A 22,027-nucleotide genomic window follows, 5' to 3' on the forward strand; every position below is an offset into this window, starting at 1 on the left:
CGCGCGGATCAGTAGCTGAATTCGTCGTAGATACGGCTCAGATCGCCCTGCCAGCGGCCGTGATAGGCCTCCAGCAGCTCGTCGGCCGGGGTCTTGCCCGTCTCGACGCTTTCGCGCAGCGCGCCAAGGAAATGCGTCTCGTCGGGGATCATGCCACCGCTGCCGGCCCGGCCGCGCGCACGCAACCCGGCCTCGGAAATGTCCAGTACGTCACGCGCGAGGCGGTCCATGCGGATATCGCCCACTTGCGCCTGCAGCCCGTCCACACTGGCGGCCACGCGCAAGCTGTCGCGGGTCTCGGCGTCCCAGCCCTTGGCAAGATCCCATGCGGCACCCAGCGCGGTCTGGTCGTACATCAGCCCCACCCACAGGGCTGGCAGCGCGCAGAGCCGGCGCCAAGGGCCGCCATCGGCGCCGCGCATCTCCATGAATTTCTTGATCCGCGCCTCGGGAAAGATCGTGGTCAGGTGATCGGCCCAATCCGACAGGGTCGGTTTCTCGCCCGGCAGCGCCGGCAGTTCGCCGCGCAGGAAATCGCGAAACGACTGGCCGAGCGCGTCGATATACCGGCCCTCGCGGTAGACGAAATACATCGGCACGTCGAGCGCGTACTGCGCATAGGCCTCAAAGCCGAACCCGTCCTCGAAGACGAAGGGCAGCATGCCGGTCCGGTCGGGATCGAGATCGCGCCAGACCCGCGCGCGCCAGCTTTTGTGCCCGTTGGGCTTGCCGTCAAGGAAGGGCGAATTGGCGAAAAGCGCGGTAGCCACGGGCTGCAACGCCAAGGCCACGCGCAGCTTCTGCACCATGTCCGACTCGCTGCTGAAATCGAGATTGACCTGCACCGTGCAGGTGCGGCGCATCATGGTCTGGCCCATCGTGCCGACCCGCTGCATGTAGTTGTCCATCAGCTTGTAGCGGCCCTTGGGCATCATCGGCATCTGGTCATGCGTCCAGATCGGCGCCGCGCCCAGCCCGATAAAGCCAACGCCCACCTTGTCGGCCACATCCTTGACGTCGGCGAGGTGGTCGTTCACCTCGTTGCAGGTCTGGTGGATATTTTCGAGAGGCGCGCCCGAAAGCTCCAGCTGTCCGCCGGGTTCCAGCGACACGTTGGCGCCGTCCTTTTCCAGCCCGATCAGCTTGCCGTCTTCCTCGACCGGCGCCCATCCGTGGACGTCGCGCAGCCCCTCCAGCACCGCGCGCACGCTGCGCGGGCCCTCATAGGGGATCGGCAGCTGATTGTCCCTGCAATAGCCGAACTTCTCGTGCTCGGTGCCGATGCGCCAGTCTTCTGGTGGCTTGCAGCCCGCGGCCAGGTATTCGGCCAGTTGCGACTCGTGTTCGATCGGCCCGCCGCCGGTTTGAGGGATGGACATGGTCGGGCCTCCTGATCCTGTGCGCGTCTTTTCAGGGCGCACAGTTGGCGGCATTCCCGGGCGGTGTCAATGCAGCCGAACGGCCGAAGTGACGGGCGGCGCCTTCTGCCAGATCACCGTGGGAAAGTTCGGAAGGCGCTGCATCTGCGCCAGCATGTGCTCGGTCCGCAGGCCGGGCAGGGCCGCGAACGCATCGAACAGCGCCTCGGCGCCTTCGGCATTCACGGGGATGTGAAGATCGGGCGCACCGCGCTGGCTGAGCACCCAATGCGCCGGATGCCCCGACGGATCCAGCGTCAGGCTGTCGAGATCGCGGATCGCCACGACGCCCCCGGTCAGCGGGCCGAAATAGGCAACCTGCCCCTCGTCGACGCGCACCACGCCGGGCCCGCCGCCACCGTGACGAAAGCGCCCCCGCTGGACGCCCACCACCAGCACCGCGCCGGCGAGGATCAGCACCGCGTAGCCCAGCCAGTGCAACAGGCCGTCCAGCCCGAATGTCCACCAAAGGCCCAACCCCGCCAGACCTGTGCCGACAACCACCTCGCGCCAGCGCCATAGCGCCGCGCGCGCTTGCGGACGGACAAAGCTCATGTCCAGTCCCCCACCGCCTGCTGCCAGACCGTCAGCGCGGCGACCGCGGCCGTATCGGCGCGCAGGATGCGCGGGCCGAGGGCGACGGCATGGGCCACGGGCATCGCCGCCAACCGTGCACGCTCGGCCTCGGAGAACCCGCCCTCGGGGCCTATGAAGATGGCCCATGCGCCACCTCCGGCCGCACCCAGGGCAGGGCCGTTCCCGGCCAGCGCCTCGTCGCAGAACATGATGCGCCGTCCCCCGGGCCAGTCCGCCAGCAGAGCGTCGAATTTTTGCAGCGCGCACACCGTCGGCACATAGGTGCCGCCGCATTGTTCGGCCGCCTCGACGGCATGCGCCTGCAGGCGGTCCTGACGGATACGCTCGGCATTGGTGAAATCCGTCTGCACCGGCAGGATACGCGCCGCTCCCATCTCGGTGGCCTTCTCGACGATGAAATCTGTGCGGGCCTTCTTGAGCGGCGCGAAGATCAGCCACAGGTCCGGCGGGTCGCGCTGCGGCGCGGTCTGCGCGTGCACCGCCAGCGTGCCGGCGCGCTTGCCGGCCTGCGTGACCTCGGCGCGCCATTCACCGTCACGGCCGTTGAAGACCAGCACCGCGTCGCCCTCATCCCGCCGCATCACGCCGAATAGGTAATGCGCCTGATCGCGGGTCAGAGGAACGGTTTGCCCTTGCCCCAGCGGCTGCTCTACATAAAGCCTGATCTTCGCCGTTTTCATGAGGCCTACATATGACCGGACAGAACCAGACGCCAGAGGCTGCGGGCGCCGTGGCCGACGCCTATCGCGGCAACTGGGTGGACCGCGCAGCACCGCAACCCGCCCGGCCCTACCTGCGCCTGTCGCGCGCGGACCGGCCCATCGGCACATGGCTGCTGCTGTTGCCCTGCTGGTGGGGGCTGACGCTTGCCATGCTGTCGGACGGGCGCGCGGGCTGGCATGATCTGTGGATCGCGGCGGGCTGCGGGGTGGGCGCCGTCCTGATGCGCGGCGCGGGCTGTACCTGGAACGACATCACCGACCGCGACATCGACGGGTCGGTGGCGCGCACCGCCTCGCGCCCGATCCCGTCGGGACAAGTCACCCCGCGCGGCGCGTTCCTGTGGCTGGTCGCGCAATGTCTCGCGGCCCTCTGCATCCTGCTGACCTTCGACTGGGCGGCGATCGCCCTTGGGATCGCGGCGCTGGTGCCGGTGGCGATCTACCCGTTTGCCAAGCGGTTCACGTGGTGGCCGCAGATCTTTCTGGGGCTGGCCTTCAACTGGGGAGCGTTGCTGGCCTGGACGGCGCATTCGGGCAGTCTGGGCTGGCCGGCGGTGATCCTCTATCTGGCCGGGATGGCGTGGACGCTGTTCTACGACACGATCTATGCCCACCAGGATGCCGAGGATGACGCGCTGATCGGGGTAAAGTCCACGGCGCGGCTCTTTGGCGACACGTCACCGCGCTGGTTGCGCGGCTTTGGCCTGGCAAGTGTCGCACTGATGGCCGTCGCGGTCGGGCTGGCGGACCGGGGCGGCGGGCTGTCGCTTGTCGTGGCGCTGTGCGGCCCGCTTGCCATGGGCTGGCACCTGCGGGATCAATTGGGCCGGCTGGACCTCGACGACCATGACGGGCTGTTGACGTTGTTTCGGTCAAATCGGAACGCGGGCCTGCTGCCTGTGCCGTTTTTCGCCGTCGCGTGTCTGGTGTGATTGATCTTGCCGGACCCGACGCATAAAACCGCGCCAGCACATGACAAGGCAAAGGTCTCATGCGGTTATCCAGCATCTTTACCATCGGAGCGACCTTCGCCATCGCCGCGGCGCTGAGCCTTGTGGCCGCCGGTTTCGCGGTCAGCAAGATCGAGGACGGATCGCGCGCCGAGGTGCGCGCGGCCTTCGACAGACACGACATGGGCTGGACAGAGATCGAGACCTACGGTCTGCAGGTCTACCTTGCCGGAACCGCCCCAACCGAGGCCGCACGTTTCAAGGCGCTGTCGGTCGCCGGGTCCGTCGTGGACGCCACGCGGGTCATAGATCAGATGCTGGTGCAGGAGGCCGAAGGCGTCGCCCCGCCGCGCTTCGCCATCGAGATCCTGCGCAACGAGCGGGGCATCTCGCTGATCGGGCTGGTGCCCGCAACGCTCGACCGCGACCGCCTGATGTCCGACATCGCCGCGCAGACAGGCGGCACGCAGGTGTCCGACCTGCTTGAGACGGCGGATCACCCCGCCCCGGACACCTGGCGCGATGCGCTTCAATTCGCGGTCGGGGCGCTGTCGGACCTGCCCCGCACCAAGATTTCGGTCAGCGCGGCGCGGGTGGAGATCAGCGCCATGGCCGAAAGCGAGACCGACCGGCGACGTCTTGAAACCGAACTGTCCCGCAAGATCCCGAGCGACGTACGGCTCGCGCTCGACATTTCCGCGCCACGCCCGGTCATCACGCCCTTCACGCTGCGCTTCGTCATCGACGACCGCGGCGCACGGTTCGACGCCTGTTCCTCCGATACCGAAGAGGCACGCGACCGCATTCTCAGCGCCGCGGGCCAGGCCGGCCTGCAGGGCAAGGCCAACTGCGTCGTCGGCATGGGCGTACCGACACCCCGGTGGGCGCAGGCGGCGGAACTGGCAATCGCCGCGCTCGACGACCTCGGGGCGGGCACCGTGACCTTCTCGGATGCCGATATCGCCCTCCGGGTTCCGCAAGGGACAGAGCAGGACAAGTTCGACGATGTGGTCGGTCGCCTCGAGGCCGAGTTGCCCGATGTCTTCGCGCTTGACGCGACACTGCCGGACCCGCCCGACGAGGACGCGCCCGTCGCGCCCGAATTCATCGCTACCCTCTCGCCCGAGGGGCAGGTGCTGTTGCGCGGACAGCTCAGCAACGCGCAGTTGCGCGAGACGGCGCGAAGCTTTGCCAAGGCGCGCTTTTCCTCGGACACGGTGAACATGTCGGCGCGGATTGCCGAGGGCTTGCCGGGCAACTGGCCAATGCGGGTACTTCTGGGGCTGGAGGCCCTGTCCCATCTGGCCAACGGCGCCGTGATCGTGACCCCGGACGATATCGCCGTGAAGGGCGATACAGGCCGCCAGAACGCCGGCAACGCCCTGTCGCAGCTTCTGTCGGACAAGCTGGGGGCGAAGGGACAATTTTCCATCGAGGTCACGTATGACGAGGCCCTTGATCCCGTCGCACAGTTGCCCACCCCGGAGGAATGCCAGGCGCGTCTTTCCGCCGTGCAGGACGACCAGAAGATCGCGTTCGAACCGGGGTCAGCGCAGATCGATTCGAAGGGCAGCCGAACCATGGACAGGATCGCTGATATCCTGAAAGAGTGCGGCGAGTTGCGCATGGAAATCGGCGGCCACACCGACAGCCAGGGCCGCGAAGAGATGAACCAGAGGCTGAGCCTGCAGCGCGCGCGCGCCGTCCTTGAAGAGTTGCGGATGCGGCGCGTCCTGACCTCGACGATCGAGGCCGAGGGCTATGGCGAAAGCATGCCGATCGCCGATAACGACACCGCCGAGGGCCGCGAGATCAACCGGCGGATCGAATTCCGGGTGATCCGTCCGGACCGGGTGACCGAGGATGAAACCGCGCTTGAAACCGCCGACCAGACAGAAGACACTGACACCTCGAACGTGACCGATAACGAGGACCGGGCGGCAGATGAACAGGACTGAGTTTATCATCGCCACGGCCATCGTGCTTTTCGTGGCCTTCTGCGTCGGCTGGTTCGCGAACTGGCTCGTACATCGTTTCATCCGCGTGCCGGCGTCGGATGTGGGAGAGCTTGAACGTCTCGCACAGGAATTGCACGAGGCCGAAGAGACCCGCGATCAGGCAATCACATACCTGCAACAGCGCGAAGCGGAACTGACCAATCAACTAAGCCAGTCAGAGGCGGAACTTCGCGCGACAATGGACGGGCTGCGCGAAGCACGCCACGAGGTTCACCAACTGCGCGCCCGCCTCGACAAATCCACCGGACGCGCCACAGGCTGACAGAGGTGCCGGGCGCAGGGCGCGGGTGCAGACTGTCTGCGCGTGTCGCAATGCGAACGGGATACGGCGGCGGTATCCGCAAAAAAGGCGTCGTTCTGTCACGCTGCTGTCACAGCATCGGTCTATCGTTCGGTTGATTGCGAGGCAGACCTTTCAGGGCCACGATTCTCAGCATGCGTAAGGCGATCCCCACGGGGTCGCCTTTTTTTGATCGGATATGTGCCTTCGGCGCAATGATCCCCGGCGATCCTCGACCTGCATCCGGCGCAGGCCTCTTGCGGGGCGAGGTGACACCGCATAGCATCTTCCAATGGTCCGATCACACCGCGCCCGACTGACACGCGACGACTGGATTCGCGCCGGGTTCGATGCACTTCATGGCACCGGACCCGATGCGCTTGGGGCAGAGCCGCTGGCGCGGCGTCTTGGTGCGACCAAGGGGTCGTTCTACTGGCACTTCAAGGACGTTCCGGCCTTTCACGCGGCCATGCTCGGCTTCTGGCAGACCGAGGTCGAGACAGCGCTTTTCTCTGTGGACGAGGTGACCGACACCGCTACGCTGCGCGCCACCGTGCAGACCATCGCCGACAACAGCGGTGGTGACGCGCCCGCCCTGCGCTGTGAACCGATGATACGGGCCTGGGCGCAGGCCAATCCCCGCATCGCCGGTCCGCTGCGCGAGGTGGACGCGACGCGGCTGGACCGGCTGCGCGCGCTTCTGGCCGCCTGCGGCATCGGCAATCCGGAAATGGCCCGCATCCTTTATGCCGCCGCGACCGGGATGCAGGGGCTGCAGGACGCGGACCGCGACCAGACGGCGAATGCCATCGGCTCGCTCGTCGATCTCATCCTCGCGCTGCGGTGACGGGCGTCGGACATGGCGATCAGCCTGCCCCGGCCCGCGCGGCGAAACGCGCCATGTAGCGCGCGCGGGCATCAGGCAGCGATTTGTCCCCAAGATGCGGCGCAAGGTGCCGGGTCAGGAAATGGCCGGTCACCTGCAGCCCTTGCAGGATTTCGGCATCGGGTGCGGGCCCCTCGCCCAGCAGGCAGGGCGGCAGCGGCAGCAACCGGTCGGCCCAGTCGCCGGCGCCGGCGCGCGACACGGCCCGCCCGGATTTCGGGGATATGTAGCTCAGGTCATTGGCCTTTTCGCCCAGCACCGCGCAGCGCCGCAGGTCAAGGCCAAAGCCCATCTCTTCGAGAAGGATCATTTCCCAGTTGAGATAGGCCAGCGGCCAGATCTCCGGCTGATCCAGAAGGTCCAGCAGGACCACGCTCTTGCGGTAAAGCCGCGCATGTTCCTCGCGCTCGGGCAAGGCATAAAGCAGCAGCGTGCAGACCGTGTTCAACCCGGACAATGCCATCCGATCGGCCATGGACCACGCCCTGGACTTCACCGGCTCGACCCGGAAGGTGCCAAGGTGATCCTCCAGCCGCGCGCGCCATTCAAGATCAAGCTGCGCGCCGGGTTGCAGGACAGGGGCCATCCGGCGCGACGCCCCGCCGCGCACGATACCCGCATGACGCCCGTGTCCCGGCGTGAAAACGTCGATGATCACGGAACTTTCCCCGTGCCGCCGGGTGCCGAGCAAGATGCCCTGATCGCGCCACTCCATGGCCGCCCGCCTTTTTTGTCGTTCGGCTTGCGCCTGTGGTCTGTCATTGCACACCAGAATGGCGGGATTGCCAAGGGCGCAAGGTCAGCGGACGGAGATCACCGTGCAGTCGGCATGCTGGACGACCTTCTGCGCCACGCTTCCCAGCAATAGCGACTTGACCCGCCCAAGCCCGCGATGGCCGACCACGATGACATCCGCACCGGCGGCAGCGGCCATGTCGATGATCGCGTCGGCCGGATCGCCGGTTTCGGTCACCGTCCGGACATCGCGCGCCCCTAGCTCTTTCGCACGGCTTTCGGCGCGGTGCACGATCTCGTCACCGATCGCGTTGACCGCCGAGACAGCATCACCCGAGGGCCGCGTATTGACCAGCAGGTCGCCGGAATGTCCCGTCAGCACCTGAAAATCGACGTTGCTCTTTTCGCTGGCCCGTTTGGCGAGATGCTCTATCTCGGCCATCCGCGCCAGCTCTGCGGACGGGCGACCGTATTGCAGCGCATGGCCCACGGTCAGGGGCACATCGAATTTCGCCGCCATTTCGGCGGCCATCTCGGTGGCTTTCCCGGCCGGGTCCGAGCCATCGGTCGCGACGAATACGTGTTTCATCTTTTTCCCTCCTGACATGCGCCCGCTTGCGACGGGACGTCGCACAGAAGGATAGCGTGCCGGCGGGACCGGCTCCTTAATTCGGATCAAGTCACCGCGTCAGCTGTCGAGACCCGGTTCGTCCAGAAGATGGCGTCCCTGACGGTCCTCGACCTCGATCACCCACAGATCGGGATCGGTCGCGCGTTGGCGTGCGATGGTGGCATCGACCGATGGCTCCGCGCCCTCGGCCAGAGGCAGCCAGACGCGCGCGCCCGTTCCCGGATCGAAGGATCTTTGGTAAAGCACCGCCTGTCCATCGAGCGTGTTGAGCTTGACCAGAACCGCACCGCCCGTGTCATCGCCATGCGCCGTGACGAAGGCCGAGATGTCCGCCAGTCGCAGCCGCGTCAGATAGGCATCGATCCAGAACCGGGCGGTCAGGCGGGCCATGGCGCGCCCGTGTCGAGCGATGCGGTGAGTATTTTGGGAAAGATGAAGGCGCGCATGAGGCTCAGCCCCCGTCCTTGAAGTCGAGCCCCATCTCGGAATAACGTTCGGCATCGTCCATCCAGCCGCTGCGGACCTTGACCTGCAGGAACAGATGCACACGCCGCCCGAGAAACGCTTCCAGCTCTTCGCGCGCGGCTTTCGAGACGGCCTTGATCGTCTCGCCCTTGTTGCCCAGAACGATGCCCTTGTGCCCGTCACGGATGACATAGACCATCTGGTCGACACGTGCCGAGCCGTCCTTGCGCTCTTGCCAGTTTTCGGTCTCGACGGTCAGTTGATAGGGCAGTTCCTGATGCAGGCGCAGCGTCAGCTTTTCGCGCGTCATCTCGGCGGCGATCATGCGCATCGGCAGATCGGCGATCTGGTCCTCGGGATAAAGCCACGGCCCTTCGGGCACCTCCTCGGCCAGCCAGGCGCGCAGATCATCGACGCCGTGGCCTTTCTCGGCAGAGATCAGATAGGTCCGTTCGAACGGGAAGCGGGCGTTCATTTCCTTGGTCAGCGCCAGCAGCACGGGCGCCTCGACGCGGTCGATCTTGTTGATGGCCAGCGCGATCCGGCGCCCCGAGACGGTGTCGCCCAGACCGTCGAGGATGCGCGCAACGCCGTCGGTAATGCCGCGATGCGCCTCGATCAGCAGCACCACGATATCGGCATCCGCTGCCCCGCCCCAGGCCGCGGCGACCATCGCGCGATCCAGCCGGCGACGCGGCTGGAACAGTCCGGGCGTGTCGACGAAGATGAGCTGGCTCTCGCCCTCCATAGCGACGCCGCGGATGCGTGCGCGGGTGGTCTGCACCTTGTGGGTGACGATGCTGACCTTGGCCCCCACCATACGGTTGAGCAATGTGGACTTGCCCGCGTTGGGTTCGCCGATGAGGGCGATGAAGCCGGCGCGTGTGGTCATGTAGAGTTCTCCAATCGGCCAAGCAGCGCGCGCGCTGCCGCCTGTTCGGCCTGGCGTTTCGACCCGGCCGTCGCAGCGGCGCAGGTGCCGTCCGGCAGCCGCGCCTCGATGGTGAAGACCGGCGCGTGGTCCGGGCCGGACCGGGCGGTCTCGGCGTAATCGGGCGGCGGCAATCCGCGCGCCTGCGCCCATTCCTGCAGGCTTGTCTTGGCGTCGCGCGCATCCTGCTTGACCGCACCGATGCGGTCACCCCAGAGACGCAGCACCATGGCGCGCGCGACATCAAAGCCTGCATCGATGTGAACGGCGGCGATCACCGCCTCCATCGCGTCGCCCAGCAGCGCCTCCTTGCGCCGTCCGCCCGACAGCATCTCGGAGCGTCCGAGTTTCAAAACCTTTCCAAGGTCGATGGCACGGGCCACATCGGCGCAGGCTTCCTTGCGCACCAGCGCATTGAACCGTGGCGCAAGCTGACCTTCGGTCGCGCCCGCGTCATGGGCAAGCACCGCCTCGGCCATCACCAGCCCCAGCACCCTGTCGCCCAGAAACTCAAGCCGCTGATTGTCGTCGCGGTTGGGCGTGGCCATCGAGGAATGGGTCAGCGCCCGCACCAGCAGCGCGGGGTCGGAGAACACATGCCCGAGCCGCTCCTGAAAGGCCGTCATCTCTTGCGACAGCTTCACTCCAACCTCTCGAAGAACCGATCGCCGCGCCATGTCCAGAAGGCCAGCATAGAACTGCCCGCCGACGAGAATATCACCCTGTTGGCGCGCCCGATCAGGTTCTCGTACGGTACGAACCCGACGCCGCCCACGGCCTGCGGAAAGCGCGAGTCGGTGGAATTGTCGCGGTTGTCCCCCATGAAGAAGTAATGCCCCTCGGGCACGGTGAAGACGCCGGTGTGATCGGCGCGCTGATCGCCGATGTTCAGGATATCATGAGAATGCCCGTTTGGCAGCGTCTCGGTAAAGCGCGACTTGGTGCAGTCCCCGCCCTGCCCGACGACGCCGTTCTCACAGCGCGGGCGGATGCCCATCGGTCCCTGCCGGTCGAATTCCTCGGTGAAGGTGCCCGCTGGTGCCAGCTCGACCGCCTCGTCGTTTATATGCAGCACGCCGTCGCGCATCTGGATGCGATCGCCGGGCAGGCCGATCAGGCGCTTGATGAAATCCGTGCCGTCGGCGGGATGGCGGAAGACGATGATATCGCCGCGCTCGGGCTCGGACCCAAGGAGGCGCGTATTGTCACCATCAAGAAAACCGCAGAGATCCTTGGCGTCGACATTCACGAATCCCAGCCGGATCGACGGGCAGGACGCGTAGGAATAACCGTAGGCCATCTTGTTGACGAACAGGAAGTCACCGATCAGAAGCGTGTCCTTCATCGACCCGGACGGAATCCAGAAAGGTTGAAAAAAGAGTGTTCGGAACAGCCCCGCGATCAGGAGGGCCCAGAACACCGTCTTAAGCGTCTCGACGATGGAATTTCCTTTTTTGGCGTCAGATGCCATGAAACGTCTCCGGACAGGGCTGGGGCAGATCCCGCGCTACATGCGGTGCGCGCGGCGGGGTGTCAAGGCAAGGGTGTCACCGCAGGGGCCGCGCCTCGATCACGACAAAGGCCTGCGCCCAGGGGTGATCGTCGGTCAGCGTGACATGCACGGTGGCCTCGAATCCCTGGGGCGTCATCGCGGCCAGCCGGTCGGCGGCCCATCCGGTCAGATGCATCACCGGCTGGCCGGTGGACAGGTTGCTTACCGCCATGTCCTTCCACGCGATGCCCATCCGCAGCCCGGTGCCAAGCGCCTTGGAGCAGGCCTCCTTGGCCGCCCAGCGTTTGGCATAGGTGCCCGCGACATCGGCGCGGCGCTCGGCCTTGGCCTGCTCGATGTCGGTGAAGACGCGATTCTTGAAACGGTCCCCGAACCGCGCGATCGTGCCGGCGATGCGGTCGATATTGGCAAGATCCGTGCCGATGCCGAGGATCATCCCGCACCCCCCGGAGCAAATAGCGGGAAGCTTACGCCCAGCGCCCAGGCGAGGATCAGGCCAAGCGCGATCCCGGCGCTCGCCGCCCCCGCGCGCGCGGCGACCCAGCGCCCCATCAGCCCGTATATCAGGAAGAACAACAGGATCACCGGCGCGATCATCGCAAGAAAGAACAGGCCTTCCGTGTCCAGCAGCACCGCCAGCGCCAGCGACCCAAGAAAAACCGCCCGCGCGACCAGCCGCTGCCAGAGCGGCGCGCGCCCGCCGCAAGTCAGCACCGCATCGGCCAGCATGAAGGGCACGGCCCCCAGCGCCAGCGCCGCGATGATCGTCATGCGGTCGGGCGTGGGCCAGAAATTGGCACCGTAGCGGTCCAGCGCGAAACCGAACACGCCCAGCCCCCAAGCCAGAAGCGCCAGCATCGCCAGCGGCCGCAGGCCCGCAGGGCGCAGGCCGAACGCCCATGCGATCGCCAGTTGCACCACGCCGTAGATCGCCAGGTGCAGCGCAAGGTAATCAGCGACCAGCACCGGCAGGACGGCCAGATCCACCTGCACCGCCAGCAGCGGCGCGAGCACGGCGGGCATTAGAACCGCCAGCGCAAACCGCCCTCCGGTCAGGGGCTGCGGCGCAGGCGGCGCGCGGTCGGGCAGCAGCCGGGCCAGCGGCCAGGCAAGCGCCACGATCGCGAACATCAGCGCCAGCACCCATTGTCCCGTGGCGCGAATCTCCAAATCGCTCTGTCGGTCGTAGGCGGCATCAAGCCACGCGACCGCCTCGGCCCGCCCCGCGCGGCTGTGCAGAACCGCGACATGCTCGGCCCACGGGGCCACGACGGCGCGGCGCGTGATGCCGTCGACGCGCGCGGTCTCGCCCTCGCCGGTCTCCATGTCGACCATCGCCATGGCATCGCGGGCAAAGTCACGCAGCCCCGGTTCCCACGCGCCGGAGATCAGCAGCAGGTTATCGGGCGCGGTCGCGGTGACAGCCTTGGAAAAGGCCGAGATCGCCACCAGCGGCCCGATCCGGTCGTCGTTGATCGCGGCGCGGATGATGATATCGGTCGCCATGGAATGGCCTAATAGTGCAACCGCGCCATCCCACCCCTCGGCACTTTGTGCGGCCGTGACGACATCGCGCGTCTGCTCGACCAGCATCCGCGTGGTGCCATCAAGGCTATCCACATCGCCCGACATCGGCTGCGGGTGCCGGCCGTGCCCCTCGAAGTCGAAGGCCCAGACGCGGTACCCCGCCCGCGCCAGATCGGTGCTGTAGGCCTGCATCATCTGCCGCGACCCGGCAAAGCCATGCGCCACCACGACCACCGGACCCGTCGCCCCAGGCGCGGCGTAGCGCGTGACCGGTGTCTCACCCACGCTGCGCGCCGAGATACCCAGCCCCGCGCGCTGCTCCTCCAACTGCCAGATGGCCGCAAGTGCGACCAACGCCGCCAGCACAAGGACCAGAACGCGCTTCATTCTGTCTCACCGGGCCGGTAGAGGGGCAGGACGCGGGCCTCTTCGAGGCCGCCGAGATAGGCGAAGGCGTGACCGGACGCGGCGCAGAGGTCCTCGATGCCAAGCGCGCCGAATTGAAAGAACCCCGTCCCGAGGTTTTCCTGCCGTGCCGCAAAGATCAGCCGGTCGATCCCGGCCCAGCGCATCGCGGCAAGGCACATCTCGCAAGGCTGGCAGGACGCGATCAGCGTGTGCCTCGACAGGTCGTGGCGGCCCCGAAGGCGGCCTGCTTCGGCCAGGGCCGCGATCTCGGCATGGCGGCTGGGGTCGCAAGTCTGCGCGACATCGTTGCGGGCGCGGCAGATCTCGGTCTCGCCCGACAGCACGGCAGCGGTGAATTGCGGCGCGCGTTCGGCCTTGGCGAGGGCGATCGCCCAATCGCAGATCTCGGACAGCACGCGCCGCTCGGCATCGGTGGGGATCACCGGGTCAGACATGACCGTCACCCGCGCGCCGCATCCATCAGGCGGCGCATTTCGGCGATCGCCGGACCAAGCCCGCGGAAGATCGCCTCGCCGATCAGGAAATGACCGATATTCAGTTCCCGGATTTCGGGAAGGGCCGCGACGGGCTGTACGGTATCGTAGGTCAGCCCGTGGCCGGCATGCACCTCAAGCCCGAGCGCATGGGCGTGTCCGGACATCTGTCGCAGGCTGGCCAACTCGCGGTCGCACATGTCCGTCTCGCCCATGGCATGGGCATCACAATACGCCCCCGTATGCAATTCGATCACCTCGGCCCCGACGCGGTGCGCCGCGTCGATCTGTGCGGGGTCGGCGGCGATGAACAGGGACACACGGCATCCCGCATCGCGCAGCGGCGCGATGTAGCGCGCCAGCCGGCCCTCTTCACGGACCACATCGAGGCCGCCCTCTGTGGTGCGTTCCTCGCGCTTTTCGGGGACAAGGCAAACCGCGTGGGGTTTGTGGCGCAGGGCGATGGCCTGCATCTCGTCGGTCGCGGCCATCTCGAAATTGAGCGGCACCGTCAGCGCCGCGACCAATCCCTCGATATCGGCGTCCGAGATATGCCGGCGATCCTCGCGCAGATGCGCGGTGATGCCGTCTGCGCCGGCCTCTTCGGCCAGTCTCGCGGCGCGCAACGGGTCCGGGGCGGCACCGCCGCGCGCGTTGCGCACAGTTGCCACGTGGTCGATATTCACGCCAAGGCGCAGGGTTTCATCAAGCGGCATGGACCTTTTCCTTTAACTATCCCGGCATGGATGACAAGCTAGTCCCCTTTGCCATGCCCGTCAGCCTCGTATGACGCTTTTTCGCCTTGCGCCTTCTTTTCCTTCATCGCCGCCCATTTCGCCTTGAGCAATCCGCGCCGCCGGTTCTGATAGGCGGTGATCACCGGAAGACTGATGTAATAGGCCGCAAGCGCCGCCACGATACCGGGCACGAGGCCGCCGATCATGTAGGGAAAGAACACCTCTTCGTAAAACAGGTTCAGACTGGTCCAGTCGGCATCCTGACCCGAGAAGAACGCCCGCGCATTCGCCCCGAGATCCTGACCGGCATCCAGAAACTTGCCGCCCAGAGAGCGGCTGATCTCATCCTCGGCCGGCGTGTGGCGACCAAGGATCGCATGCCCGGTTTGCAGCGAAATGACACCAATCGGCACATAGGTCAGTGGATTGCCCACGAAGGTGCCCAGAAGGGCGGCCACCACATTGCCCCGCAGCAGCAACGCCAGCGCGGCGGCAAGAAAGAAATGCAGCCCGTAGAACGGCGTGAACACGGTGAAGACGCCCGCCATTATTCCGCGTGCGATCCGATGCGGCGGATCCGGAAGACGGTTCAGCCGGTGCTTCACGTAGGTGGCCGCACGCGTCCAGCCGCCGCGGGGCCAGACGAAATCCGTGAGCACCTTCCAGAAGGGCCTCCTGTCACGACGTTTAAACACCACCTGCGCGGCTCCTAGGGTTTGTGGGTCAGCCCCGCGCCTGATCGGGACGGATCGCGATACCTTTCGGCCGAAGCGACATCACTTTCTGCGTCCAGCGCCGACAGGATACCGTGCAGATGTTCCACATCCCGAAGCTGCAAATCAACAAGCAGACGGTAGAAATCCGGTTTCCGATCAACGAATGTAAGATCCGAGATATTGGCCTTCTGCTCGCCGATCAAGGTGCAAATCCGCCCCAGCACGCCGGCATCGTTGCCAATCGTGATATCCAGCGTCGCATCGTAGACCGGCGGATGCGTGCCGGTATGCCAGTGCAGATCCAGCCAGCGCTCGGGCTGGCCGTCGTAATGCGACAGGTTCTCGCAATCGATGGCATGAATGACCACCCCGCGCCCGCGATAGGTGATGCCGACGATACGTTCTCCGGGCAGCGGCTGACAGCAGCGGGCGCGCTCGAAGTTCTGATCGGCCCTCAGGCCGATGACAGCGCGGTCACGCGCGATCTCGTCGGCCACATGCGGGGCAAGGTCGGGGTAAACCGCGTTGAGCACCTGCTGCGCGGTAAGCTCGGCGCTGCCCATGCGCGCACGCACCTCGTCGGCATCCTTCAGGCGCAGGGTGCGCGCGGCCGTCTCCAGCGCCTTGTCGGTGGCCTTCTTGCCGACATGCTCGAAGGCCGACCGCGCCAGCTCGCGTCCCAGCTTGACGTACCGCCCGCGATCCAGCTCGCGCAGTGCCCGGCGAATGGCCGCGCGCGCCTTGCCGGTAGTTGCGATGTCCAGCCACGTGGCCTGCGGCGTCTGCCCGTCGGCGGTGATCACCTCGACGGACTGGCCGTTCTTGATTCGGGTCCACAGCGGCACACGCATGCCGTCGACCTTGGCACCGACGGTCGCATGCCCGATCCTTGTGTGGATGGCATAGGCGAAATCGATGGGCGTCGCCCCGCGCGGCAGTTTGATGACGTCGCCCTTGGGGGTGAAGCAGAACACCTTGTCGGCATACATCTCCAGCTTGACCGCTTCGAGAAAATCCTCGTGGTCTTCCTCGGCATCGAACTGCTCGCTGACGCTCGACAGCCATTTGGCGGGATCGACCGCGAACGGATTTTCGGCGCGCACCCCGTCGCGATAGGACCAATGCGCGGCGACGCCCGTCTCGGCGACTTCGTGCATGGCCTGGGTCCGGATCTGAACCTCGACCCGCTTGCCGTCGCGCCCCGAGACCGTGGTGTGAATGGACCGATAGCCGTTCGATTTCGGCTGGCTGATGTAATCCTTGAACCGCCCCGGCACGGCGCGCCAGCGCTGGTGGATCGCGCCAAGCGCGCGGTAGCAATCCTCTTCGGACTGGGTGATCACGCGAAAGCCGTAGATATCCGACAGGCGCGAAAACCCCATCTCCTTTTCCTGCATCTTGCGCCAGATCGAATGCGGTTTCTTGGCGCGTCCGAACACCTCGGCGTTTACGTCCGCGCGGTCCAGTTCGCGGCGCATGTCGCCGGTGATGCGTTCCACCACGTCGCCGGTCTCGCGTTGCAGGGTGATGAACCGGCGGATGATCGAGGCCCGCGCCTCTGGGTTGAGGACGCGAAAGGCCAGATCCTCCAGCTCTTCGCGCATCCATTGCATGCCCATGCGCCCGGCGAGCGGCGCGTAGATGTCCATCGTCTCGCGCGCCTTTTGCGCCTGCTTGTCGGGACGCATCGCCTTGATCGTGCGCATGTTGTGCAGACGATCCGCCAACTTGACAAGGATCACGCGAAGATCCTTTGACATCGCCATGAAAAGCTTGCGGAAATTTTCGGCCTGCTTGGTCTCGGAATTGGACAGTTGCAGGTTTGTCAGCTTGGTCACGCCATCGACCAGATCAGCGACTTCCTGCCCGAATTTATCCTCGACGATACGGTAGGATGCCTTGGTATCCTCGATCGTGTCGTGCAGGAGCGCCGTAATGATCGTGGCGTCGTCCAGCCGTTGCTCGGTCAGGATCGCGGCCACCGCGACGGGGTGCGTGAAATACGGCTCGCCGGAATAGCGCTGCTGGCCTTCATGCATCGCCCGCCCGAAATCATAGGCCTTTCGGATCAGGCTTTCATCCGTACGCGGATTGTACTTGCGCACCAACGCGATGAGGTCATCGACAGCGATCATTCAATGCGCACCTTGCCGCGCGGCGGTCGGACCTAGCCCTGTCCCTGTGCTTCCATCAGGGCGCGCAACAGCTTTTCTTCCGACATGTCGTCGGCCTCGGGCTTGTCCGCCTCGCCGCCCATCAGCAGCGCCATCGAATCCTCTTCCGGCTCGTCCACCTCGATCTGGGACTGGTTGGACTGGATCAGCCGCTCGTGCAGCTCCTCGGCCGATTGCGTCTCTTCGGCGATCTCGCGCAGGGCGATGACGGGATTCTTGTCGTTGTCCGCGTCCACCGTCAGCGGCGACCCCGACGAGATCTCGCGTGCGCGATGCGCTGCCAGCAGAACCAGTTCGAAACGGTTGGGAACCTTGTCTACGCAGTCTTCGGTCGTAACGCGGGCCATGACACCTCCGGCGGGATGAGAACGTGAAACCGACCGCATAGTCGATGATTGCGTGTTTTACAAGGCTGAATCAGAGTGGTCGCACTGATTCGACATCGGGCACCGGCAGCGCGTCGCACATCTGCTGGACGGTAGACCGCAACACGGGATGACGCCACTGCGGCGCGATCTCGGCCAATGGCACAAGCACGAAGGCGCGATCCTGCATCCGGGGATGGGGCAGGATCAATTGATCGGGGGTGCAGTGCCGCTGCGCGGCGGGGTCAAGCATCCGCCAGTATTCTTGCGTGCCGGCATCGGGCAGCACCGCATCACCGACCGCGATGAGGTCGAGATCAAGCGTGCGCTGGCCCCAACGGACCGCCCGCGCCCGCCCGAATTCCGCCTCGATCGCATGCAGGGCCGCCAGTACAGCCTCGGCATCGCCGGGCATCCGGATGGCGGCAGCCGCGTTGACGAAATCCGGACCGCTGCCGGGCGGAAATGCTGGTGTGCTGTAATACCGGCTGACGGCGTCGATCCGCGCAAAACCTTCGGCCAGAGCCCGCATCGCGGCGGCGACCGTCAGGTCGGGCGGACCCACCCGCGAGGGCATGTTCGCCCCGATTGCAATCAAGCAGAGTTGATCCGACGTCATGTCCGCCCTGTCGTGTTCTGATGCCGCATGCCCTTGCCAACGGTTGGACGACACCCTAATTCGCGGGGATACAGTTGTCATGATGCATTCCACCTCGCTCACTCACACGCACATGGCAAGACGGTTCAGAAAGGCATTGGATCATGTTTTATAAGGATGACAGATTAGCGCTGTTCATCGACGGGTCAAACCTCTACGCGGCCGGCAAGGCACTCGGGTTCGACATCGACTACAAACTTCTGCGGTCAGAGTTCATGCGCCGTGGAAAACTCCTGCGCGCGTTCTACTACACCGCGCTGCTGGACAATGACGAGTATTCGCCGATCCGGCCGCTGGTGGACTGGCTTCATTACAACGGCTATTCCATGGTGACCAAGACGGCCAAGGAATACACCGACAGCCAAGGCCGTCGCAAGGTCAAGGGCAACATGGATATCGAGCTTGCGGTCGACGCGATGGAGCTTGCGCCGCGCATCGATCACGCGGTCCTGTTCTCGGGTGACGGCGATTTCCGCCCCCTCGTCGAAAGCCTGCAGCGTCAGGGTGTGCGTGTCTCGGTCGTGTCGACCATCCGCAGCCAGCCCCCGATGATCTCGGACGAGTTGCGCCGCCAGGCCGACAATTACATCGAGCTTGCAGACCTCAAGGAGGTCATCGGTCGGCCGCCGCGCGAAAACCAGGGCGAAAACCGCGAGGCATATGCCACCCAGGAGTGACCCTTGGCCCGGCCTGAGCGCGTGACACCTCAAGGACCGTGCTGATGGAATTTGCCGACGCTGGCGTGATCGGACAGCTTGTCGGGCTTTTCGCGGCCGCGTTCGGCGCCGCCACCCTTCTGCCGTTCCAGTCCGAAGTCGTGTTCGTCGGGATGCAGGTCGCGGGTACGGTCCCGGTTGTCGCGCTCGTCATCGTGGCCAGCATCGGCAACACGCTGGGTGCCGTGGTGAATTACGTGATGGGGCGCGGGATCGAACGGTTCCGCACCCGCCGCTGGTTTCCCGTCAACACCGCCCAACTGGCCCGCGCACAAAGGTGGTATGCACGATACGGCGTCTGGACCCTGCTGCTCAGCTGGGCGCCCCTGGGCGATGCGGTGACCGTGGTGGCGGGCGTGATGCGCACGCCCGTCTGGGTGTTCCTGGTGTTGGTGACGATTGCCAAGACGGGCCGGTTCGCGATCCTTGGATGGCTCACGGCGCAGGCCACCGGCTGACGCAAGATGCGCACGCTCCCTTTACGCGCGGCGCCGTCTGGCTTACCTCTGGGACCAGCAGGAGACGTGACATGACAAAGCCCCCCCTCACCCTCTATCTCGCCGCGCCGCGCGGTTTCTGCGCCGGCGTCGACCGGGCGATCAAGATCGTGGAAATGGCGCTCGCCAGATGGGGCGCGCCCGTCTATGTCCGCCACGAGATCGTGCATAACAGGTACGTGGTCGAGGATCTGCGCGCCAAGGGCGCCGTCTTCGTCGAGGAACTTGACGATTGTCCCGACGACCGGCCCGTCATCTTCTCGGCGCATGGCGTCCCCAAGGCAGTCCCCGCCGAGGCCGCCAGCCGCGAGATGCTCTATGTCGACGCCACCTGTCCGCTGGTCAGCAAGGTCCATGTCGAGGCAGAGCGTCACTCCGAGGCCGGGCTGCAAATCGTGATGATCGGCCATGCCGGCCACCCCGAAACCGTCGGCACGATGGGGCAATTGCCGGACGGCGAGGTGCTGCTGGTGGAAACCGTGGCCGATGTCGCCACGCTTGAGGTCCGCGACCCCGAAAAGCTGGCTTTTGTCACGCAAACCACGCTGTCGGTGGACGACACCGCGGACATCGTCGCGGCCCTCACCGCGCGATTTCCGGCCATCGTCGGCCCCCGCAAGGAAGACATCTGCTACGCCACCACCAACCGGCAGGAGGCGGTCAAGGCGATGTCGCCGAAGATCGACGCGCTGCTGGTGGTGGGCGCGCCCAATTCCTCGAACTCGAAACGTCTGGTCGAGGTCGGCGCGCGGGCCGGCTGCCCCTATGCGCAGCTCGTGCAGCGCGCCACCGATATCGATTGGCGCGCCCTCGATGGCGTGCGCGCCTTGGGCGTCACCGCCGGCGCCTCGGCCCCCGAAGTGCTGGTTGACGAGGTGATCGACGCGATTCGCGCCCGCCACGAGGTGACCGTCGAGACGGTCGAGACCGCCACCGAAAACGTGGAATTCAAGGTGCCCCGGGCCTTGCGCGAACCGGCCTGAGGGTTTCTTCTTGGCAAAAATACCCAGAATCCACCCTCGCAGCCGGGCCTGATATCGCATGTTCCAGACCGTCCCCCGCGCCCCGCTCGTCCTTGGCCTTGCGGGCCTCCTGCCGTTTCTCTGGGGCGCGCTGACGGTGCTTTTCCCCGATCTCGGGCTCTGGACCGCGCAGACCATCGGCCCGCGCTTTGCGGGGCCTTACGTCATGCTTTTCTACGGCGCGGTGATCCTGTCGTTCATGTCTGGCGTGCTCTGGGGCTTTGCTACCAAGGCGACAGGCATGCTGGCCACCACCGGCTACGCGCTGTCGGTGATCCCGGCGCTCTGGGCGTTCTTCATGACGGGGGGCGGGCCGACCTCGGCGGGGATTAACCTGATCTTCGGCTTTGCGGGCCTTCTGGGTCTCGACTGGCATTTCGCGCGCCACGGCCTCGCACCCGCCTGGTGGATGCCACTGCGCGCGCTTCTCACGGCCATCGTGATCGCTTGCCTCGCGGTCGGGGTGCTGGCCTGATGCCCGATCTCGTCGCCTATACCGACGGCGCGTGTTCCGGCAATCCCGGCCCCGGTGGCTGGGGGGTGCTGATGCATGCGATCGAGGGCGACGCGGTGCTGAAGGAACGCGAGCTTTCAGGCGGCGAGGCCGCGACCACCAACAACCGGATGGAGCTTATGGCCGCCATCAGCGCGCTCGAGGCCCTTACCAAGCCATCCGCCCTGACCATCGTCACCGACAGCGCCTACGTCAAGAACGGCGTCACCGGCTGGATCCACGGCTGGAAGCGCAACGGCTGGAAGACCTCGGCGAAAAAGCCGGTCAAGAATGTCGAGTTGTGGCAGCGCCTCGACGCGGCGCAACAGCGCCACAGCGTCACCTGGAAATGGGTCAAGGGCCATGCCGGCCACCCCGAGAACGAGCGTGCCGACGAGCTGGCCCGCGCCGGAATGGCACCATTCAAACCGGGCAAGACACGGGCATGACGACGCCATTCGCACTGGATCTCGTGGCGGTCCTGATTTTCGCGCTCACCGGCGCCCTCAGCGCCAGCCGCGCACAGCTCGACATCGTCGGGTTCCTGTTCCTCGCCAGCCTCACTGCAATGGGCGGCGGCACGGCGCGTGATCTGCTGCTCGACCGCAACCCGGTCTTCTGGCTCGACACGCCCGCCTATGTCGGGGTCGCCTGCGCGGCAGCGGTGACGGTCTTCTTCACCGCACATCTGCTCGAAAGCCGGGCGCGCGGTCTCTTGTGGCTCGACGCGGTGGCACTCGCCATCGCCACCTCGGCCGGGGTCGCCATGGCGGCGGATGTCGATCGCTCGCCGGCGGTGCTGGTCATCATGGGCGTTCTCACCGGCACGCTTGGCGGCCTCTTGCGCGATGTGGTCACGCGCGAGGTGCCGCTGGTGCTGCGCGCGGGCGAACTTTACGTCGCCGCCTCCTTTGCCGGCGCAGTGGCGGGCGTCGTGGCCATGCAGGTCACCGCCGATCCTGTCCTGCCGGCGGTCGCCGGCGCGGGAACAACCTTCGCGCTGCGCGCGGGCTCTCTGGCCTTCGGATGGCGATTGCCGGTCTACCGGGCGCGCCCGCCGCGCGGCTGATCCGC

The 22,027-nt window shown here is 66.0% G+C and carries 27 protein-coding genes; 10 read left to right on the forward strand and 17 right to left on the reverse strand.

Features of this window, described 5'->3' with window-relative positions:
• Positions 1-8 precede the first annotated feature (8 nt).
• From ACROSR_RS00210 to ACROSR_RS00220, 3 genes are all read right to left on the reverse strand, one after another.
• The gene (locus tag ACROSR_RS00210; protein WP_432681736.1) at positions 9-1,379 is read right to left on the reverse strand and encodes a glutamate--cysteine ligase; all 1,371 of its coding nucleotides are present in this window, start codon (positions 1,377-1,379) and stop codon (positions 9-11) included.
• 66 nt (positions 1,380-1,445) lie between these two features.
• Complete coding sequence (locus ACROSR_RS00215; RefSeq protein WP_432681737.1) at positions 1,446-1,973, reverse strand: hypothetical protein; 528 nt, start codon at positions 1,971-1,973, stop codon at positions 1,446-1,448.
• Complete coding sequence (locus tag ACROSR_RS00220) at positions 1,970-2,695, reverse strand: 16S rRNA (uracil(1498)-N(3))-methyltransferase (protein ID WP_432681738.1); 726 nt, start codon at positions 2,693-2,695, stop codon at positions 1,970-1,972. The genes ACROSR_RS00215 and ACROSR_RS00220 overlap by 4 nt, the downstream gene beginning before the upstream one ends.
• Before the next feature lie 11 nt (positions 2,696-2,706).
• Between ACROSR_RS00220 and ubiA the strand changes: the two genes are divergently transcribed.
• The 4 genes from ubiA (at position 2,707) to ACROSR_RS00240 (ending at position 6,832) form a co-directional block, all read left to right on the forward strand.
• On the forward strand, positions 2,707-3,669 hold the full coding sequence (gene ubiA / locus ACROSR_RS00225) for a 4-hydroxybenzoate octaprenyltransferase (protein ID WP_432681739.1): 963 nt from the start codon (positions 2,707-2,709) through the stop codon (positions 3,667-3,669).
• 59 nt (positions 3,670-3,728) lie between these two features.
• The gene (locus ACROSR_RS00230; RefSeq protein WP_432681740.1) at positions 3,729-5,645 is read left to right on the forward strand and encodes an OmpA family protein; all 1,917 of its coding nucleotides are present in this window, start codon (positions 3,729-3,731) and stop codon (positions 5,643-5,645) included.
• On the forward strand, positions 5,632-5,967 hold the full coding sequence (locus ACROSR_RS00235) for a hypothetical protein (RefSeq protein ID WP_432681741.1): 336 nt from the start codon (positions 5,632-5,634) through the stop codon (positions 5,965-5,967). Before ACROSR_RS00230 ends, ACROSR_RS00235 begins: the two co-directional genes overlap by 14 nt.
• A gap of 310 nt (positions 5,968-6,277) precedes the next feature.
• Positions 6,278-6,832, forward strand: coding sequence for a TetR/AcrR family transcriptional regulator (locus ACROSR_RS00240; RefSeq protein WP_432681742.1), 555 nt, complete (start codon positions 6,278-6,280; stop codon positions 6,830-6,832).
• 19 nt (positions 6,833-6,851) lie between these two features.
• Here the strand turns inward: ACROSR_RS00240 and recO are convergent, their stop codons facing one another.
• From recO to folK, 14 genes are all read right to left on the reverse strand, one after another.
• On the reverse strand, positions 6,852-7,586 hold the full coding sequence (gene recO, locus ACROSR_RS00245) for a DNA repair protein RecO (RefSeq protein ID WP_432681743.1): 735 nt from the start codon (positions 7,584-7,586) through the stop codon (positions 6,852-6,854).
• Positions 7,587-7,670: 84 nt separating this feature from the next.
• On the reverse strand, positions 7,671-8,195 hold the full coding sequence (locus tag ACROSR_RS00250; protein ID WP_432681744.1) for a universal stress protein: 525 nt from the start codon (positions 8,193-8,195) through the stop codon (positions 7,671-7,673).
• Positions 8,196-8,294: 99 nt separating this feature from the next.
• Positions 8,295-8,627, reverse strand: coding sequence for a DUF1491 family protein (locus tag ACROSR_RS00255; protein ID WP_432681745.1), 333 nt, complete (start codon positions 8,625-8,627; stop codon positions 8,295-8,297).
• A gap of 61 nt (positions 8,628-8,688) precedes the next feature.
• Positions 8,689-9,594, reverse strand: a complete 906-nt coding sequence (gene era / locus ACROSR_RS00260) for a GTPase Era (RefSeq protein WP_432681746.1) — start codon at positions 9,592-9,594, stop codon at positions 8,689-8,691.
• Positions 9,591-10,277, reverse strand: coding sequence for a ribonuclease III (rnc, locus tag ACROSR_RS00265; protein WP_432682054.1), 687 nt, complete (start codon positions 10,275-10,277; stop codon positions 9,591-9,593). Before rnc ends, era begins: the two co-directional genes overlap by 4 nt.
• Positions 10,274-11,104, reverse strand: coding sequence for a signal peptidase I (lepB, locus tag ACROSR_RS00270; protein WP_432681747.1), 831 nt, complete (start codon positions 11,102-11,104; stop codon positions 10,274-10,276). The genes rnc and lepB overlap by 4 nt, the downstream gene beginning before the upstream one ends.
• A 76-nt stretch (positions 11,105-11,180) precedes the next feature.
• A complete protein-coding gene (gene acpS / locus ACROSR_RS00275) occupies positions 11,181-11,582 on the reverse strand; it encodes a holo-ACP synthase (RefSeq protein ID WP_432681748.1) in 402 nt (133 codons plus the stop codon).
• On the reverse strand, positions 11,579-13,060 hold the full coding sequence (locus ACROSR_RS00280) for an alpha/beta hydrolase (protein WP_432681749.1): 1,482 nt from the start codon (positions 13,058-13,060) through the stop codon (positions 11,579-11,581). Before ACROSR_RS00280 ends, acpS begins: the two co-directional genes overlap by 4 nt.
• Positions 13,057-13,536 (reverse strand): nucleoside deaminase, encoded by a 480-nt coding sequence (locus tag ACROSR_RS00285; protein WP_432681750.1) that lies wholly within the window; start codon positions 13,534-13,536, stop codon positions 13,057-13,059. Before ACROSR_RS00285 ends, ACROSR_RS00280 begins: the two co-directional genes overlap by 4 nt.
• 5 nt (positions 13,537-13,541) lie before the next feature.
• Positions 13,542-14,291 (reverse strand): pyridoxine 5'-phosphate synthase, encoded by a 750-nt coding sequence (locus ACROSR_RS00290; RefSeq protein WP_432681751.1) that lies wholly within the window; start codon positions 14,289-14,291, stop codon positions 13,542-13,544.
• Positions 14,292-14,329: 38 nt separating this feature from the next.
• Positions 14,330-15,010, reverse strand: a complete 681-nt coding sequence (locus tag ACROSR_RS00295) for a DUF2062 domain-containing protein (RefSeq protein WP_432681752.1) — start codon at positions 15,008-15,010, stop codon at positions 14,330-14,332.
• An 11-nt stretch (positions 15,011-15,021) separates the two neighbouring features.
• Positions 15,022-17,163 (reverse strand): RelA/SpoT family protein, encoded by a 2,142-nt coding sequence (locus ACROSR_RS00300; RefSeq protein ID WP_432681753.1) that lies wholly within the window; start codon positions 17,161-17,163, stop codon positions 15,022-15,024.
• Between the two features lie 32 nt (positions 17,164-17,195).
• Positions 17,196-17,549 (reverse strand): DNA-directed RNA polymerase subunit omega, encoded by a 354-nt coding sequence (gene rpoZ / locus ACROSR_RS00305; RefSeq protein ID WP_432681754.1) that lies wholly within the window; start codon positions 17,547-17,549, stop codon positions 17,196-17,198.
• A gap of 70 nt (positions 17,550-17,619) precedes the next feature.
• Positions 17,620-18,186: a 2-amino-4-hydroxy-6-hydroxymethyldihydropteridine diphosphokinase gene (folK, locus tag ACROSR_RS00310; protein WP_432681755.1), complete on the reverse strand. Its 567-nt coding sequence runs from the start codon at positions 18,184-18,186 to the stop codon at positions 17,620-17,622.
• A 143-nt stretch (positions 18,187-18,329) separates the two neighbouring features.
• Here folK and ACROSR_RS00315 point away from each other — a divergent pair, with 143 nt between their 5' ends.
• The 6 genes from ACROSR_RS00315 (at position 18,330) to ACROSR_RS00340 (ending at position 22,022) form a co-directional block, all read left to right on the forward strand.
• Positions 18,330-18,902 carry a LabA-like NYN domain-containing protein gene (locus ACROSR_RS00315; protein WP_432681756.1) on the forward strand — a complete coding sequence of 191 codons (573 nt, stop codon included), beginning with the start codon at positions 18,330-18,332 and terminating at the stop codon, positions 18,900-18,902.
• Between the two features lie 44 nt (positions 18,903-18,946).
• The gene (locus ACROSR_RS00320; protein ID WP_432681757.1) at positions 18,947-19,399 is read left to right on the forward strand and encodes a YqaA family protein; all 453 of its coding nucleotides are present in this window, start codon (positions 18,947-18,949) and stop codon (positions 19,397-19,399) included.
• Between the two features lie 71 nt (positions 19,400-19,470).
• The gene (gene ispH / locus ACROSR_RS00325) at positions 19,471-20,421 is read left to right on the forward strand and encodes a 4-hydroxy-3-methylbut-2-enyl diphosphate reductase (protein WP_432681758.1); all 951 of its coding nucleotides are present in this window, start codon (positions 19,471-19,473) and stop codon (positions 20,419-20,421) included.
• Between the two features lie 58 nt (positions 20,422-20,479).
• Positions 20,480-20,935: a DUF3429 domain-containing protein gene (locus ACROSR_RS00330; RefSeq protein WP_432681759.1), complete on the forward strand. Its 456-nt coding sequence runs from the start codon at positions 20,480-20,482 to the stop codon at positions 20,933-20,935.
• Positions 20,935-21,402, forward strand: a complete 468-nt coding sequence (gene rnhA / locus ACROSR_RS00335; protein WP_432681760.1) for a ribonuclease HI — start codon at positions 20,935-20,937, stop codon at positions 21,400-21,402. The genes ACROSR_RS00330 and rnhA overlap by 1 nt, the downstream gene beginning before the upstream one ends.
• Positions 21,399-22,022: a trimeric intracellular cation channel family protein gene (locus ACROSR_RS00340; RefSeq protein WP_432681761.1), complete on the forward strand. Its 624-nt coding sequence runs from the start codon at positions 21,399-21,401 to the stop codon at positions 22,020-22,022. Before rnhA ends, ACROSR_RS00340 begins: the two co-directional genes overlap by 4 nt.
• Positions 22,023-22,027: the final 5 nt, after the last annotated feature.

The organism is Roseovarius tibetensis, assembly GCF_050896375.1.
GTDB lineage: Bacteria > Pseudomonadota > Alphaproteobacteria > Rhodobacterales > Rhodobacteraceae > Roseovarius > Roseovarius tibetensis.